General features: G+C 70.7%; 14 protein-coding genes. 8 read left to right on the forward strand and 6 right to left on the reverse strand.

Translation table 11 applies throughout. From position 1 onward, the window contains the following. Window positions 1-31: 31 nt before the first annotated feature. Window positions 32-1,303, reverse strand: coding sequence for a phosphoribosylamine--glycine ligase (gene purD, locus ACWICD_RS06725; protein WP_454139727.1), 1,272 nt, complete (start codon window positions 1,301-1,303; stop codon window positions 32-34). A 127-nt stretch (window positions 1,304-1,430) separates the two neighbouring features. On the opposite strand from purD, the gene ACWICD_RS06730 reads away from it, so the two are divergent. Next, window positions 1,431-1,787, forward strand: a complete 357-nt coding sequence (locus ACWICD_RS06730) for a sterol carrier family protein (RefSeq protein WP_376130689.1) — start codon at window positions 1,431-1,433, stop codon at window positions 1,785-1,787. A gap of 103 nt (window positions 1,788-1,890) precedes the next feature. On the opposite strand, the gene ACWICD_RS06735 is transcribed toward ACWICD_RS06730, so the two are convergent. The 3 genes from ACWICD_RS06735 to ACWICD_RS06745 are packed head-to-tail and all read right to left on the reverse strand — an operon-like array spanning window position 1,891 to window position 4,846. Continuing rightward, a complete protein-coding gene (locus ACWICD_RS06735; RefSeq protein WP_376130686.1) occupies window positions 1,891-2,667 on the reverse strand; it encodes a heme ABC transporter ATP-binding protein in 777 nt (258 codons plus the stop codon). Continuing rightward, a complete protein-coding gene (locus ACWICD_RS06740; RefSeq protein ID WP_454139728.1) occupies window positions 2,664-3,737 on the reverse strand; it encodes a FecCD family ABC transporter permease in 1,074 nt (357 codons plus the stop codon). The genes ACWICD_RS06735 and ACWICD_RS06740 overlap by 4 nt, the downstream gene beginning before the upstream one ends. Beyond that, on the reverse strand, window positions 3,734-4,846 hold the full coding sequence (locus ACWICD_RS06745) for a heme/hemin ABC transporter substrate-binding protein (protein ID WP_454139729.1): 1,113 nt from the start codon (window positions 4,844-4,846) through the stop codon (window positions 3,734-3,736). Before ACWICD_RS06745 ends, ACWICD_RS06740 begins: the two co-directional genes overlap by 4 nt. 151 nt (window positions 4,847-4,997) lie before the next feature. On the opposite strand from ACWICD_RS06745, the gene ACWICD_RS06750 reads away from it, so the two are divergent. Next, window positions 4,998-8,381, forward strand: a complete 3,384-nt coding sequence (locus ACWICD_RS06750; protein WP_454139730.1) for an HtaA domain-containing protein — start codon at window positions 4,998-5,000, stop codon at window positions 8,379-8,381. A gap of 74 nt (window positions 8,382-8,455) precedes the next feature. After that, the gene (locus ACWICD_RS06755) at window positions 8,456-8,818 is read left to right on the forward strand and encodes a potassium transporter Trk (protein ID WP_376130674.1); all 363 of its coding nucleotides are present in this window, start codon (window positions 8,456-8,458) and stop codon (window positions 8,816-8,818) included. Between the two features lies 1 nt (window position 8,819). Here ACWICD_RS06755 and ACWICD_RS06760 read toward each other — a convergent pair whose 3' ends face one another. After that, window positions 8,820-9,422 (reverse strand): zinc-binding alcohol dehydrogenase, encoded by a 603-nt coding sequence (locus ACWICD_RS06760; RefSeq protein ID WP_376130671.1) that lies wholly within the window; start codon window positions 9,420-9,422, stop codon window positions 8,820-8,822. 74 nt (window positions 9,423-9,496) lie between these two features. Here ACWICD_RS06760 and purM point away from each other — a divergent pair, with 74 nt between their 5' ends. From purM to ACWICD_RS06780, 4 genes are read left to right on the forward strand one after another with little or no spacing between them, the layout of a single operon-like run. After that, the gene (purM, locus tag ACWICD_RS06765; protein WP_454139731.1) at window positions 9,497-10,621 is read left to right on the forward strand and encodes a phosphoribosylformylglycinamidine cyclo-ligase; all 1,125 of its coding nucleotides are present in this window, start codon (window positions 9,497-9,499) and stop codon (window positions 10,619-10,621) included. A 9-nt stretch (window positions 10,622-10,630) separates the two neighbouring features. After that, a complete protein-coding gene (gene purF / locus ACWICD_RS06770) occupies window positions 10,631-12,091 on the forward strand; it encodes an amidophosphoribosyltransferase (RefSeq protein WP_376130666.1) in 1,461 nt (486 codons plus the stop codon). A gap of 2 nt (window positions 12,092-12,093) precedes the next feature. Next, window positions 12,094-13,257, forward strand: coding sequence for an acyl-CoA dehydrogenase family protein (locus ACWICD_RS06775; protein WP_376130663.1), 1,164 nt, complete (start codon window positions 12,094-12,096; stop codon window positions 13,255-13,257). A gap of 34 nt (window positions 13,258-13,291) precedes the next feature. After that, complete coding sequence (locus ACWICD_RS06780) at window positions 13,292-14,524, forward strand: MFS transporter (protein WP_454139732.1); 1,233 nt, start codon at window positions 13,292-13,294, stop codon at window positions 14,522-14,524. A gap of 9 nt (window positions 14,525-14,533) precedes the next feature. On the opposite strand, the gene ACWICD_RS06785 is transcribed toward ACWICD_RS06780, so the two are convergent. Continuing rightward, entirely contained in the window at window positions 14,534-14,728 is a 195-nt protein-coding gene (locus ACWICD_RS06785; RefSeq protein WP_376130657.1) for a DUF3073 domain-containing protein, read from the reverse strand. 157 nt (window positions 14,729-14,885) lie between these two features. On the opposite strand from ACWICD_RS06785, the gene ACWICD_RS06790 reads away from it, so the two are divergent. Further along, window positions 14,886-15,422, forward strand: a complete 537-nt coding sequence (locus ACWICD_RS06790; protein ID WP_454139733.1) for a universal stress protein — start codon at window positions 14,886-14,888, stop codon at window positions 15,420-15,422. Window positions 15,423-15,556 lie beyond the last annotated feature (134 nt).

The raw sequence follows: 15,556 nt of genomic DNA on the forward strand, positions 1-15,556 counted from the left end.
TCGCGGCATCCCTCAGCCGAGACCCCCAGGCTCAGCGTTCGACGACGCGGGCGGCGATGTCGGTGCGGTGCTGACCGCCCTCGAGGGCGATCTCGCCGAGCGCCCGGTAGGCGCGGTCGCGGGCCTCGGCGAACGACGTTCCCACCCCGACGACGTTGAGCACGCGCCCACCCGTCGCGGCGAGAGCGCCGTCGCGCTCGGCGGTCGCGGCGTGCGCGAGGTGCACCCCGTCGACGGCGGCCGCCGCGTCGAGGCCGGTCAGCCTGCGACCGGTCACGGGTGCCTGCGGGTAGCCCTCGCTCGCGAGCACGACGGTCACCGCGACCTCGTCGGCGAACGCCGGTCGTGGCTGATCCTCGAGATGACCGGATGCCGCGGCCAGCAGCAGCTCCGAGAGCGGGTCGACCAGGCGCGGCAGCACGACCTGGGTCTCGGGGTCGCCGAAGCGCGCGTTGAACTCGATGACCTTGACGCCCTGCTCGGTCAGGATGAGTCCGGCGTAGAGCAGGCCGATGAAGGGGGTGCCCTCGGCATCGAGCTGGTGGATGACGGGCTCGGCGACCTGGGCCGTGACGAGGTCGACGAATGCCTCTTCGCTGCCGAAACCGTCGGCGAGCCAGGGCAGTGGGGAGTACGCGCCCATGCCGCCCGTGTTGGGCCCGGTGTCGCCGTCGCCGAGGCGCTTGAAGTCCTGCGCGGGGCTCAGCGGCAGCACGTGGTCGCCGTCGCTCAGGAAGAACAGCGACACTTCGGGGCCCGCGAGGAACTCCTCGACGAGCACGGCGCCGTCGGCGAGATACGCATCCGCGTGAGCGAGGGCTGCGTCGCGGTCCGACGTCACGATGACGCCCTTGCCGGCGGCGAGCCCGTCGGCCTTCACGACGTGCGGAGCACCGTACAGATCGAGCGCGGTCTCGACCTCGGCGCGCGTGCGCGCACGGGTCGCGCCGCCGGTCGGCACTTCCGCCGCTTCCATGACCCGCTTCGCGAACGACTTCGACCCTTCGAGCTGTGCGGCCCCCTTGCCGGGACCGAACACGGGGATGCCGCGCTCGCGCAGCGCGTCGGCGACCCCCGCGATGAGCGGGGCCTCGGGGCCGATCACGACGAGGTCGATCGCGTTCTCGTTCGCGAACGACGTGACGGCAGCGGGGTCGTTGGCGTCGAGGTCGGCGATCGACGCGTCGCGCGCGATGCCGGCGTTGCCGGGGGCGGCGAAGATCTCGTGCGAGGCCTCCTCCGAACGCAGCGCGAGGATGATGGCGTGCTCGCGCGCGCCCGAACCGAGGACCAGGATTCTCACGCGCCCAGCCTACCGAGGCCCGCCGGGACGGGTCGTGTGCACAACTCCTCACGTACCAGGGCCGACGCGGCGTTCGAGGGCCTGGGCGCGCGTTCTTGAGGAGTTGTGCACGGCGTAGCGTGGAGCCATGGCCCGCAAGATCTCGACCGACGACGGCCGTGCCGCGCTCGCGTCTGTCCGCGCCGCCGACAGCCCCGCCCGCACCGATCTCGCCACGGCCGTGCGCTATCTGCTGCAGCTGCTCGCCGAGAAGGCGCCCGGCCACACCGTCGAGGTGCGCGTGCCGCCGTTCGGTGCCGTGCAGGTGCTCGAGGGGCCGCGGCACACGCGGGGCACTCCGCCGAACGTCGTCGAGACCGACCCGGCGACCTGGATCGCGGTCGCCCTCGGCGACGAGCTGTGGTCGGATGCCGCGACCGCGGGCCGCATCGTCGCCTCCGGCACGCGCGCCGATGTCTCCGACCTCCTGCCGTTGCGGCCCTGACGGGCGCACCGACTCCACACCGACGGGCACCGACCACACCTCGACAGGCACCGGCTCCGGTCCGACCGCGCACCGGCCCGGACCGGCTCGATCGACCGCCCCGTCAGCGCCGTGGCATGACGACGGGCGTGCCCGTCACCGGATGCCGGAACACGTCCACCGGCTGCGCGTAGACCTCTTCGATGCGCTCCGCCGTGAGGACCTCGGCGGGATCCCCGGATGCGACGACAGACCCCGCCGACAGCAGCGTCACGCGATCAGCGGACGACAGCGCCGCGTTGAGGTCGTGCAACACGACGGCGACGGCGGCTCCCTCACGCGCCCGGCGCCGCGCGACGGCGAGCACGTCCTCCTGGTGCTTGAGGTCCAAAGCCGCGGTCGGTTCGTCCAGCAGCAGGATGCCGGTGCGCTGGGCGAGCACGCGCGCCAGAGCGACGCGGGCGCGCTCTCCTCCCGAGAGCGACGGCATCGTGCGGGCGACGAGCTGCGTGATGTCGGTGTCCTGCAGGGCGCGGCGGATCGCGTCGTCGTCCTCGTCCTCGTGGGGCGTGCGCGCCCACGGCGCCCGCCCCATCTCGACGACCTCGGCGACGGTGAACGGGAAGGTCACGGTGTTCTGCTGCAGCAGAACACCGCGCAGCCGTGCGAGCTCGCGCCCCGGGTACTCCCGCAGGGGCCGCCCGTCGAGCAGGGCCTCGCCGTGCGTCGCCGTCGTGTCCCCGGCGATGACGCCGAACAGGGTCGATTTGCCGGCTCCGTTGGGGCCGACGAGGGCGTGCACTTCACCGTCGTGCACTTCGACCGACGCGTCTGAAAGGATCGCGCGGCGCGACCCGTCGGGGATGACGGTGACGGAGCGGGCTTCGAGGCGGACGGTCATCCCCAGCCCCCTGCCCGGCGGCGCGTGCGCACGAGCAGCCAGAGGAAGAACGGGCCGCCGACGAGCGAGGTGAGCATGCCGATCGGCAGGTCGGCGAGGGGCACGGCGGTGCGCGCGATGAGGTCGGCGATCGCGATGAGCAGCGCTCCTCCGATCGCGCTGGTGATGACCAGCGGCAGGTGCGCGGGTCCGATCGCCATGCGCATGAGGTGCGGGATGACAAGCCCGACGAACGCGATGATCCCGGCGAAGGCGACCGCGGCGCACACGAGCAGGGCGACCGTCACGATCACGACGATGCGCAGCAGTTCGACCCGCACCCCGAGGTGACGCGCGGTGCGCTCGCCCAATGCGAACAGGTCGAGCCGGCGCGCGACGACGAGGGCCGCGATCGTGCCGATGAGAAGCAGCGGCGCGACGAGTGCGATGTTCTGCCACAGGGCGCCGTTGAGGCTGCCCAACTGCCAGAACACGATCTGCTCGCGCGTCGCGTTCGTGCCGAGGAAGGTCATGAAGGCCAGCCCCGCCCCCGCGATCGCGTTGACGGCGATGCCCGTGAGCAGCAGCGTGACGACCTCGGTGCGTCCCCCCGACCGGCTCACGAAGTACACCGCGAAGACGGCGGCGAGCCCGCCGACGAACGCGAGGCCGGGTGTCGACCAGCCGCCCAGCGCCGTGACGCCGAACGTGATGCTCGCCGCAGCCCCGAGAGCGGCTCCCGACGAGACGCCGACGACGGCCGCGTCGGCGAGCGGGTTGCCGAAGATCGCCTGCATGAGCACGCCCGAGACGGCCAGGGCAGCGCCGACCAGAAGGCCCAGCACGACCCGCGGCATCCGGATGTCCATCACGACGCCGCTGGCCGTCGGCGCGTCAGGCGCGAGCCCGGTGTCTATTCCGATGGCCTGCAGCAGGATGCCGAGCACTTCGGCCGGCGGCAGCGGATACTGGCCGATGCCGAGCGACACGAGCGCGGTCGCGACGAGCGCGACGGACATCACGATCGTCAGCACGACGAAGCGCGGCGTACGACCCCGGGTCGGTGTCGGGACGACGACTTCGCTCGTCATGCGCCCGGGCCGGACGCGGCGGGGGGCGCGTAGAGCGCTCGCGCGAGCGCGCGGACGATGTCGGGAGAGCGGGGCCCGTAGCTGAGGATCGCGGTGTCGGCCATGTCGATGACACGACGGTTGGCCCCGGCGGGAGTCTGCCCCACGGCGGGGATCACCTCGATGAGTCCGTCGACACCGCCCACCGACGACAGGCCGTCGGTCATCATGACGATGACATCGGGCTGCGCCGCCACGAGCGCCTCGGCCGTCATGGGCTTCATGCCCTCCCAGCCGATCTCACCGGCGACGTCGATGCCGCCGACCGCCTCGATGAGCGAATCCGCACCCGAGTCGCGACCGAAGATGTAGTAGATGTTCGCATTGCCGCGGGCATAGAGGAACAGCATCCGGACACGATCGGATGCCGCGGCCGGAGCGACGTCGGTCGCTTCTGCCCGGGCGTCCGCGATCTCGGTCTCGAGCTGCGTGCGGAACGCGTCGCCGCGCTGATCGACGCCGAGCGCGTGGGCGATCTCGTCGACGAGGTCACCCACGGTCTCGAGGTTGTGCTCGGAGGAGATGACGACGACGGCGATGCCCACGTCGCGCAGCTGCTGGCGCACCTCCTTCGGGCCGATCGAGGTGTCGGTCAGCACGACGGTGGGGGCGATCTCGAGAATCGCCTCGGCGTTGAGGGTGTGGCCCGACTTCGTCACGACGGGCAGCTCCTCGGTGCCCGGAAAGTCGGTCGACGTGTCGCGGCCGACGACGTTGCCGCCGAGCCCGAGGGCGAACACGGTCGCTGCGATCGTGCCCGCGATGTCGACGGGAAGGATGCGGGACACATCGGTCACCTCGACCTCGCGGCCTTCCGCATCGGTCAGCGTCACCGGGAGCGCGGGAGCAGAAGTGTCGGCGACGGGCTCGATGGCGAGCGAGGGGATGCACGCCGTCGAGGGCCCTTCGACCGCGCGCGGCTCGGCGACAGGCTCGAGATCGCTCAGGGCGACGACGGCGTCGGGACAGTTCGCATCGACCGGTTCGGGCGAGGTTGCGCCTGCGGCCGAGCATCCGCTCAGCAGCAGTGCAGCCGCGGCCACCAGGGCGAGGAGACGGGTGCGATGCATGAGGTAAGCCTTACTTAAACTTGACGGAGGCCAGAGGGCTGCCTTACGGTCGACTCAAGTTTAGGTAAGCCACACCTAATTGCCGAATCCCCACCCGTATGCACAGACGCACCGGCCGCGCTGCGCGCGCGTCGGCAGAGCCGGAGACACCGTGTCCTCACAGCCCGTCCTCGATCGCGGCAAGACCGTGATCGCGACGCTTCTCGCCCTCTTCCTCGTGATCGCCGGTGCGATCAGCGCCCCGGCCGCCTTCGCCGCCGGCCCCGCGCTCTCCGCCGACGCGGTGCCCCGCGAGGGGGGCGCGGTCACCGTGACGGGTTCCGGATTCGCCGGCGCTGCGCCGGGCGTGTACATCGGCGTCGGGCCCGTCGGCCTGCCGGGGTTCTACCCGGGCAGCGCGCAGATCACCGATGTGGTCTGGGTCGGCGTCGGGAATGTCGACGGCGCGGGCGGCGGGCAGCGCACGGCGCCGATGACGGCCGACGGGTCCTTCCAGGTGCAGTTGACCGTGCCCGCGCACGCCGAGGGCGTGCAGTACGCCGTCTACGCGTCGAAGGCGCACGGGCAGGGCATGAACGATCCGAGCCAGAACGCGACGCTCGCCCTCGATTGGCAGCCGCTCCCGGATCCCGAGCCGACACCGGACCCCGAGCCGACACCGGACCCCGAGCCGACACCGGATCCCGAGCCGACCGACCCCACAGACCCGACCGATCCGGCCGACCCCGCCCCGGTCCCTTCCGTGTCGGTGTCGAAGACGTCGGCCCTGGACCCCTCCGGTGAGACCGTGACGGTCACCGGTGCCGGGTTCGTTCCGGATGCGCCAGGCACGACGGGCACGCGTCCGCCGCTGGCGGGTACGTTCGCCGGCGCGTATGTCGTGTTCGGCGCGTTCGCTGATGCGTGGCGTCCGTCCGAGTCGGCGCCCGCGTCCGCGCGCACCGTCTTCGAGCAGCGCTGGGGTGTGGCTGCGGCCGACTTCGGTGGTGCGGTCAACGCCGGCAACGGCGGGTTCGTGATCGCGGCGGACGGTTCGTTCGAGGTCGAGCTGACGGTGGCCGAGGCCGATGACCTGGTTTCGGGCAACTACGGCATCTACACGTACTCGGGTTCCGGAGCCAAACACGCCCCGTTCGAGACCTACACGCCGATCACCTTCGCCGAGCCCGCACCTTCCGTGTCGGTGTCGAAGACGTCGGCTCTCAATCCTGCCGGTGAGACGGTGACGGTCACGGGTACCGGGTTCGTTCCGGATGCGCCGGGCACGACGGGCACGCGTCCGCCGCTGGCGGGTACGTTCGCCGGCGCGTATGTCGTGTTCGGCGCGTTCGCTGATGCGTGGCGTCCGTCTGAGTCGGCGCCCGCGTCCGCGCGCACCGTCTTCGAGCAGCGCTGGGGTGTGGCTGCGGCCGACTTCGGTGGTGCGGTCAACGCCGCCAACGGGGGGTTCGTGATCGCGGCGGATGGTTCGTTCGAGGTCGAGCTGACGGTGGCCGAGGCCGATGACCTGGTTTCGGGTAACTACGGCATCTACACGTACTCGGGTTCCGGGGCCAAGCACGCCCCGTTCGAGACCTACACGCCGATCGCCTTCGCCACCCCGTCGGGCCCGTCCGTCGATGTCTCGGTGACGGCGGCGTCGCAGGCCACCGGCGCGACGGTGCGCGTGCAGGCGTCGAAGCTCGGATCGGTCTCCGGCGTGTACGCCGCGATCATCGAGAAGGGCACCGAGGCTCAGCTCGACGCCGAGGGCGGCTATGTCGCCTTCGCGCTGCCGTTCCCGACCGTGACCGACGGTGAGACGAGCTTCACGCTCGTCGCCCCGACGGCGAAGCTCGATCGCTCCAAGCGCTACGAAGTGATCGTGTGGAAGCAGCATGCGGCACCGGATGCCGACACGATCTTCGCGCGCGCCGACGTGCCGATCACCGACGCGCAGTGGACCGCGCTCTTCCCCGGCACGACCCCGCCGGCGCCGGTCGACCCCGCTGAACCCGTGGTGCCGGTGGCGCCCGGCATTCCCGTGGCAGCCGGATCGCTGAGCTGGGCGCTCTCGTCGAGCTTCACGAACTACATCACGACCCTCGCGAAGGGCAGCATCGCCGTGAGCGGCGGCGCGACACGCGCGAACGGACTGTTCCAGTTCGGGCAGGCCGCGGGCGCGACCTTCGATGCGGCAGCGGGCACGGGCTCGGTGTCGTACCTCGGAGCGGTCCGGTTCATGGCCCACGCCGGCGTGCTCGACGTCACGGTCGCGAACCCGCAGATCCGGGCGACGTCTCCCACGTCCGCGGCGCTGTACGTCGCCTCCGCCGGGTCGCAGGTGCACTTCGCGAACATCAACCTCGGCGCTGCGGCCAAAACAACCTCGAACGGGGCCGTCACCTTCACCAGCGCGCCCGTGTCGCTCACGAACGCGGGGCTCAACCGGGTGCTCAACGGCTACTCGACGTCGCTCGACCCGATCACCTTCACGGTCGGTGCGGCGGGCTTCGCGCCGGGCGGGTCGTCGGGCACCGTGGCGGCTGCTCCTGCCGGCGCGCGCACCGAGCTTCCCGCGACGCCGCCGGCGACCGAGGGCATCCAGCTCGACGATGCGACGCGCGCCGCGCTCGAGGCCGGCGAGTCGGTCGAGATCTCGGCATCCGGCTTCCAGCCGAACGAACGTGGCATCCGCGTCGTCGTGTACTCGACCCCCGTCCTGCTCGGCGAAGTGACCGCGGATGCCGCGGGCACCGCGACGTGGCGGGGATCGCTGCCGGCGACCCTCGCCGACGGGGAGCACACGCTGACCTTCCAGGGATCGGTCGATCGGGGAGTCCGCTTCACGCTCGCACGCGAAGCGGAGGCCCTCGCGGGCTGCGTCGTGACGGGGGCGAGCGTGAACTGGGGCTTCCGTGAGGGATTCCGCACCTACATCGAGGGCATCGGCAAGGGCGGCTGGGATGTCGCCGGCGTCGAGTACGTGTACCCCGAGTTCGTCTGGTCGGAGGGCACCGGCACGGTCGACCTCGAAGCAGGCACGGGACTCGTCGCGTTCGAGGGCAGCGTGCGGTTCTACGGCCACGACGGCGTGCTCGACACGACGCTCGACAACGCGCGGATCGAGCTCGCGGGCGATGTCGGCTACCTCGTGTTCGACGTGCTCGGAACGACCCAGGCGGGCGACGCCGTCGCCGACGAGGGCGTGCGATTCGTCGAGTTCGCGCTGCCCGACCTCGAGATCGCTTCGGGTGCGCTTGTGCTCGAGGATCTCGCCTCCACGCTGACCGATGCGGGTTCCATCGCCTTCGGCACGTATCCGGCGGGCGAGCAGATGGACCCCGTGTCGGCGGTCATCCCGGTCGCGGCGGACTGCGGCGAACCCGCCGTCGCCGTCACCGAGGACGCACCCGTCGCCGCCGCGGCGCAGCCTGAAGCCGCCGAGCCCGAAGAGGCCGCGTCGGTGTGGCCGTGGGCGATCGGCGGCATCGCCCTGGTCGTCGTGATCGGCGCGGTCGTGTGGATCTTCGCGGCTCGTCGCCGCGCCGCCTGACGCTCTGAGCGAGAACAGCGCCCCCGGATGGCCTCCGAGGGCGCTGTTCTCGTCCGAGGTGGGACAATGGGGGAATGGCCGACATGGCACAGACCCCCGAACAGCCCGACCACGCGGCATCCGCTCCTCGCATCGATGATCGTCGCGAGGTCGTGCGCGTGCGCCGCGCCCCCAAGATCTCGGTCTTCCTGCTGGCCGGCGCCGCGGTCGGCATCGTCGTCGCGCTGATCTTGACGTACGCGTTCCAGGGATCGCTCGATGTGAGCCGCTACACCGGAATCGTGTACTCGCAGGGCCAGGTCTTCGGGTTTCTCGTTCTCGGCTGCATCCCGATCGGCATCGTGCTCGGAGCCCTCGTCGCGCTCATCCTCGACCGCCGGTCGCGCAAGCGCATCCATGACGTGACGATCGACCACGAATCGGTCCGCGAAGACTGAGTCAGGCGAGCTCGGCGATGATCGGGTGGATCGCCGAGTCGAATGCCGCGATGTCGCCGCGCAGCCCGTCGGTGACGGCGACCGTCAGGGCGCCGATCCACCACACTCCGCGCTGAGTCAGCGGTAGCACCTGCACGTTGAGCTCGAACGAGTGCGCCCGGCGCCCGACCCGGCGTTCGTGCTCGGCGATCGCGCTCGCGTACGCGCGGTAGCTGCTGCCGCTGCCCGTCGCGGCGCGGTAGCGCGCGTGCGCCTCGTGCGCGAACGCGAGCGCGCCCGATGCGTACGGGACGATCGCGGCGCGCAGCTCATCGGCGTCATCGGGCAGGGCGAGCAGGGTGCCGAAGCCCTCCACGAGCTCGAGCGGTCCGGGCGCGGGATTCGCCAGGGGCTCGACCGTCATGTTCCAGTAGGCCCGCCAGGGCGTCTCGAGCACGTCGAGTTCGGCGGCCTCCGGCTCACTCGTGCGAGGAGGGATGCCGCGCAGCGGCGGCAGTTCGTCGGGATAGCGGATGCCGAGCATCTGCCGCAGGTACAGCGCGACGAGCACCGCCTCGCCCGCATCCTCGCGGACAAGCCACTCCGGAGTGCCCGCGCCGCCCATGCCGCCATTGTAGGACGCGCCCCCGGCCGCACCGCCGCGAGGCGGGCGCTCCGCGTCGCGGTAGGCTGGGTGCTGTGGCGTCCTCCCCCACCTCTTCCCCGAACCCCTACGCCGAAGCCGGTGTCGATACGGCTGCCGGCGACCTCGCCGTCGAACTGATGAAGTCCGCCGTGCGGCAGACGCACGGGCCCGAGGTTCTGGGCGGCGTCGGCGGATTCGCCGGGCTCTTCGACGCGGCTGCGCTCAAGAGCTACGACAAGCCCCTGCTCGCGGCGAGCACCGACGGCGTCGGCACGAAGGTCGCGATCGCGCAGGCCATCGACAAGCACGACACGATCGGCCTCGATCTGGTCGGCATGGTCGTCGACGACATCGTCGTGGTGGGCGCAAAGCCCCTCTTCATGACCGACTACATCGCGTGCGGCAAGGTCGTGCCCGAGCGCATCGCCGACATCGTGCGCGGCATCGCGGCCGGCTGCGCCGAGACGGGCACCGCCCTCGTCGGCGGCGAGACCGCCGAGCATCCCGGACTCCTCGGCCCGAACGACTACGACGTCGCGGGCGCCGCGACGGGCGTCGTCGAGGCCGATCGTGTCCTGGGCGCCGAGAACGTGCGCGACGGCGACGTCGTGCTCGCCCTCGCGTCGAGCGGTCTGCACGCGAACGGCTATTCGCTCGTTCGGCACATCGTGGCCCGCGCCGGCATCCAGTACGGCGACAACGCCGACGACTTCGGCACGACGTGGGGCGAGGCCCTGCTCGAGCCCACCCGCCTGTATACGCGGCCGCTGCTGCGCCTGACCGAGACGTTCGACGGCGTCCACGCGCTCAGCCACGTCACCGGCGGCGGCATCGCCGCGAACCTCGCACGCGTGCTGCCCCCCGGCACGTGGGTCGAGGTCGACCGGTCGACCTGGTCGCCGTCGCCGGTCTTCCGCGTGCTCGCCGACCTCGGCGGCCTGTCGCTCGAGAGCACCGAGGGCACGTGGAACCTCGGCATCGGGTTCGTCGCCGTCGTCGCGAGCGACGTGGCCGAAGCCGCGGCATCCGCTCTCTCGCAGCAGGGGATCGCGACGTGGCCCGTCGGCACGGTGCGCACGGGCACGCGACCCGCGGGCGAGTTCGACCAGGGCGCCAAGGGCGTCGACGGCGGAGCGGTGCGCCTCGTCGGAAGCTACAGCCAGACCAGCGGAGCGTAACGACCCCCTATGTGCGGAATCGTCGGCATGATGGGGCGCGGGCCCGTCAATCAGGAGATCTACGACGCGCTGCTTCTGCTGCAGCATCGAGGTCAGGACTCGACCGGCATCGCCACGGCAGAGCCCAGCGGCACCTTCCATGTGCACAAGGAGCGCGGTCAGGTGCGCGAGGCGTTCCGCACGCGCGACATGCGGGCCCTTTTGGGCAATCTCGGCCTCGGCCACGTGCGCTACGCGACGAAGGGTCAGGCGGGAAGCGAAGAAGAGGCCCAGCCCTTCTACGTCAACGCGCCCTACGGCATCGTGCTCGTGCACAACGGCAACCTGACGAACACGCGCGAGCTCACCGAAGAGCTGTTCCGCAAGGACCGTCGCCATCTCAACACGACGAGCGACACCGAGCTGCTCGTCAACGTGCTCGCCAATGAGCTGCAGTCCGTCATCTCGGGCGTCGAGCTCGAGCCCGCGCAGATCTTCGCCGCGGTTCGGCGCCTGCATGAGCGCGTCGAGGGCTCGTACGCCGCGATCGCTCTGATCGCGGGATATGGACTGCTCGCGTTCCGCGATCCGTTCGGCATCCGCCCGCTCATCCTCGGTACGCGCCAGGCCGCCGACGGCTCGTACGAATGGGTCGTCTCGAGCGAGTCCCTCGTGCTCGAGAACGCCGGCTTCGAGGTCGTGCGCGACGTGCTCCCGGGCGAAGCGGTCTTCGTCGACCTCGACGGCAACCTGCACACGCAGCAGTGCGCACGCGACTCGCAGCTCGTGCCGTGCTCGTTCGAATACGTCTATCTCGCGCGCCCCGACTCGATCATGAACGGCATCTCGGTATACGAGGCGCGTCTGCGCATGGGTGACCGCCTCGCCGACACGATCGCCAAGCACACGCCGATGGAGGCCATCGACGTCGTCATGCCGATCCCCGAGTCCTCGCGCCCCGCCGCCATGCAGGTCGCGCGCAAGCTGGGCATCGAGTACCGCGAGGGTTTCTACAAGAACCGCTACATCGGCCGGACGTTCATCATGCCCGGTCAGGCTGTCCGCAAGAAGAGCGTGCGGCAGAAGCTCAACGCGATGTCGAGCGAGTTCAAGGGCAAGAACGTGCTGCTGATCGACGATTCGATCGTGCGCGGCACGACCTCGAAGGAGATCATCCAGATGGCCCGGGATGCCGGTGCCAAGACGGTGACCTTCGCTTCGGCGGCGCCCCCCGTGCGCTACCCGCACGTGTACGGCATCAACATGCCCTCGCGGCACGAACTCGTCGCCCACGGCCGGACGATCCCCGAGATCGCCGAAGAGCTCGGCGCGGACTACATGGTCTTCCAGGAGGTCGAGGACCTCAAGGCCGCGATCCTCGAGGGATCCGACGTCGACGACCTCGACATGAGCTGCTTCGACGGCCGCTACGTCACCGGCACGGTGTCCGAGGAGTACCTCGCCTGGGTGGAAGGCTCGCAGGAGAGCTGACCGTGGGCACCGCCGCAGACCTGCTGAATCTCGACGATGAGTTCACCGCCGCCGAGCTCGAGACGCGCGCGAGGGTGCGGGAGTTCGTCGACCGGCGCATCCGGCCGAACATCGCGCGATGGTACGACGAGGCGGTCTTCCCCGTCGAGCTCGTTCCCGACATGGCCGAGCTCGGCCTGCTCGGCATGCACCTCGACGGCTACGGGGGTGCGGGCCGTTCGGCGACCGAGTACGGAATCGCGATGCAGGAGCTCGAGGCCGGGGATTCCGGCATCCGCACCTTCGTCTCGGTGCAGGGCTCGCTCGCGATGTCGGCGATCCACAAGCACGGCTCCGCCGAGCAGAAGGCGACGTGGCTGCCGCCCATGGCGCGCGGTGAGGTGCTCGGCTGCTTCGCCCTGACCGAGCCGACGGCGGGCTCCGACCCCGGCACGATGCAGACGTTCGCGCGGCGCGACGGTGACGGCTGGGTGCTCAACGGCGCCAAGCGCTGGATCGGGCTCGCCTCGATCGCGCACGTCGCCGTCGTCTGGGCGCAGACCGACGAGGGGGTGCGCGGATTCCTCGTGCCGACCGACACCCCGGGCTACCGGGCGACGCCGATCGAGCGCAAGCTGTCGATGCGGGCCTCGCTGCAGTGCGACGTCGCGTTCGATGACGTGCGCCTTCCCGCCGAGGCCCTGCTTCCGGACGCGGTCGGCCTGAAGGGCCCGTTCTCGTGCTTGAACGAAGCCCGGTACGGCATCGCGTGGGGCGCCGTGGGTGCGGCGCGGGACAGCTTCGACCAGGCACTCGCGTACGCGCAGACCCGGATGCAGTTCGGCAAGCCGCTGGCGGCGTTCCAGCTCACGCAGCAGAAGCTCGTGAACTGGGCTCTGGAGATCCAGAAGGCGCAACTGCTCGCGCTGCGACTGGGGCGATTGAAGGATGCCGGAAAGCTCGAGCACCACATGATCTCGGTCGCGAAGCTGAACAACACGCGCATCGCGATCGACATCGCGCGCGATGCGCGCACGGTGCTCGGCGGGAACGGCATCACGCTGGACTACTCCCCGCTGCGGCACGCCAACAACCTCGAGTCGGTGCGCACGTACGAGGGCACCGACGAAGTGCACACGCTCATCCTGGGTCAGCACATCACCGGTCACGCCGCGTTCCGCGGGTGACGAGCGGGCGCCCGGGCCGTCCTAAGCTTGCGGGGTGACATCGGCCCCCTCCCGCTCGCTCTGGCGGGGTCGGGCGATCGCCCTCATCGGGATCGTGCTGTTCGCGTTCTCGCTGCGCACCGCCGTGGCATCCCTCTCGCCCCTGCTCGCGAAGATCGGCGAGGACTTCACGGTGCCCGCCGCCGTGGTCGGCCTCATCGGCACGGCGCCGCCGGTCTGCTACGCCGTGTTCGGCATCGTAACGCCGCTCTTCGAGCGCCGTTACGGGCTCGAGCGCACGGGACTGGCGGCGATGGTCGTCGTGGCCGTCGGTCTCGTCCTGCGCGGCTTCGCCGTCGACGCCACGACCCTGCTGCTCGCGACGGCGCTCATCTTCGCCGCCGTCGGCGTCGGCAACGTGCTGCTGCCGCCGCTGGTGAAGAAGTACTTCCCCGACCGCATCGGCCTCGTGACGTCGGTGTACTCCACGATGCTCGCGATCGCGACGTTCACGCCGCCGCTCATCGCCGTTCCGGTGGCCGATGCTGCATCCTGGCGGCTGTCGATCGGCGTCTGGGCGGTCTTCGCCGCGGTCGCGATGATCCCCTGGGTCATCCTCGTCGTGCGGAGTCGGCGCGCGGGTGCGGCCGCCGACGACATCGAGACGGCGAACCCGCGCGTCTTCGGCCGGCTGTGGCGGCTTCCGCTGGTGTGGGCGCTCGTCGTCACGTTCACCGCCTCCGCCGTCGTCGCCTACGTCTTCTTCGCGTGGTACCCGCAGGTGCTCATCGACATCGCGGGGCTCTCACCGGCCGAAGCCGGCGCGATGCTCGCACTGTTCGCCTCGATCGGGATGCCGTGCTCGCTGCTCGTGCCCATGCTCGTCGTGCGCTTCCACGCGACGCGTGCACTGTTCGCCGTCGCCGTCGTGACAGGCCTCGGCGGGATCGCGGGGCTGCTCGTCGCGCCGTCGCTCGCCCCCGCCGTGTGGACCGTGCTGCTCGGCGTCGCCTCGCTGCTGTTCCCGCTCAGCCTCGTGCTGCTCGGGATCCGCACCCGCACGCACGAGGGCGCCGTGGCCCTGAGCGGGTTCGTGCAGAGCATCGGCTACGGCATCGCGGCGGTCTTCCCGCTCGCGTTCGGACTGCTGCACGACGCGACGGCGTCGTGGACGCTGCCGCTCGTGCTGATCGGCGTCACGCTGCTCGCGCTGATCCCCGCGGGGGTCGTCGCAGCACGCTCCCAGACGGTCGAAGACGCCTGGGAGCAGCGGCACGGAGCCTGGTGACCCGTCGGGTCAGGCCGTTGTGCCGTACGAGAACGAGTCTTCGTCCTCGTCTTCGTCCTCGGTGGCCCACTTGTCGACGTATTCGTCGTCCGTGGACGGGTGAGCAAGCTCACGCTCGAGCGCCGCATAATTCACGCTCGGGCTGAACGACTTCAGTTCGCGAGCGATCTTTGTGTGCTTCGCCTTCTGACGGCCACGCCCCATGCGAGACCCCCTCACTTCTGAGCCGCGGACATTGCGCGGGCCCGACGCATTCACGATCCGGCATGTCGGCCGGGAAGAGTAGCATTCAGAATAACACGCAAGCCCAAGACCCCGGCGGTTCGTGAGCTGCTCGGGCAGCCCGAGAGGCGGAGGACGTATGGCCGACGACGAAGTCCGACCTGCTGACGCGAGCACCGACGACGCCTTCCGAGGTGCTGTGCTGGCCGGGATCATCCCCGACCAGTCCCCTCGCGTACTGCGGGAAGCGGCTCGCTATGCGCGGATGCTGGGGGCTCCGCTGATCGTCGTGCACGTCGACGTGACGCGCTTCGTGACCTACGAAGACCCCGATGGCTACGTGCACTCCGCGCCCATCGACATCGACATCTCGGCGGGCGAGGGTGCGCTCGAGAGCGTTCGCGCCGCGGCATCCGCTGTTCTCGAGGGCGCCGGGCTGCAGTGGAGCGTGCGGCAGCTCGTGGGCGACCCCGCCCTCGCGATCAAGCACCTCGCCAACCTGGTCGACGCGAAGCTCATCGTCGTGGGCACCCGCAAGCGGGGTATGGGCGAGTCGATCCGCGAGTTCTTCACGGGCTCGGTCGCGGCGCGCCTGTCGCACCGCCAGCATCGCCCCCTGCTCGTCGTGCCGCTGGGCGACCCCGTCCCCGACGACGAGGACATCTGGCCTGCTTGACCGCGAGACTGCAACGGCGGGGCGAGACTGCGGGTGAACCCCACGAGACCCGGGACCCAAGCTAAGCTCCCCAGGGGTGGGGGAGGGGGGCGAGGGTGGAGGAGGGGGGGGGGGGGTGGAGGGGGTTTTTTATG

It is taken from the genome of Microbacterium sp. NPDC055357, from assembly GCF_053644835.1.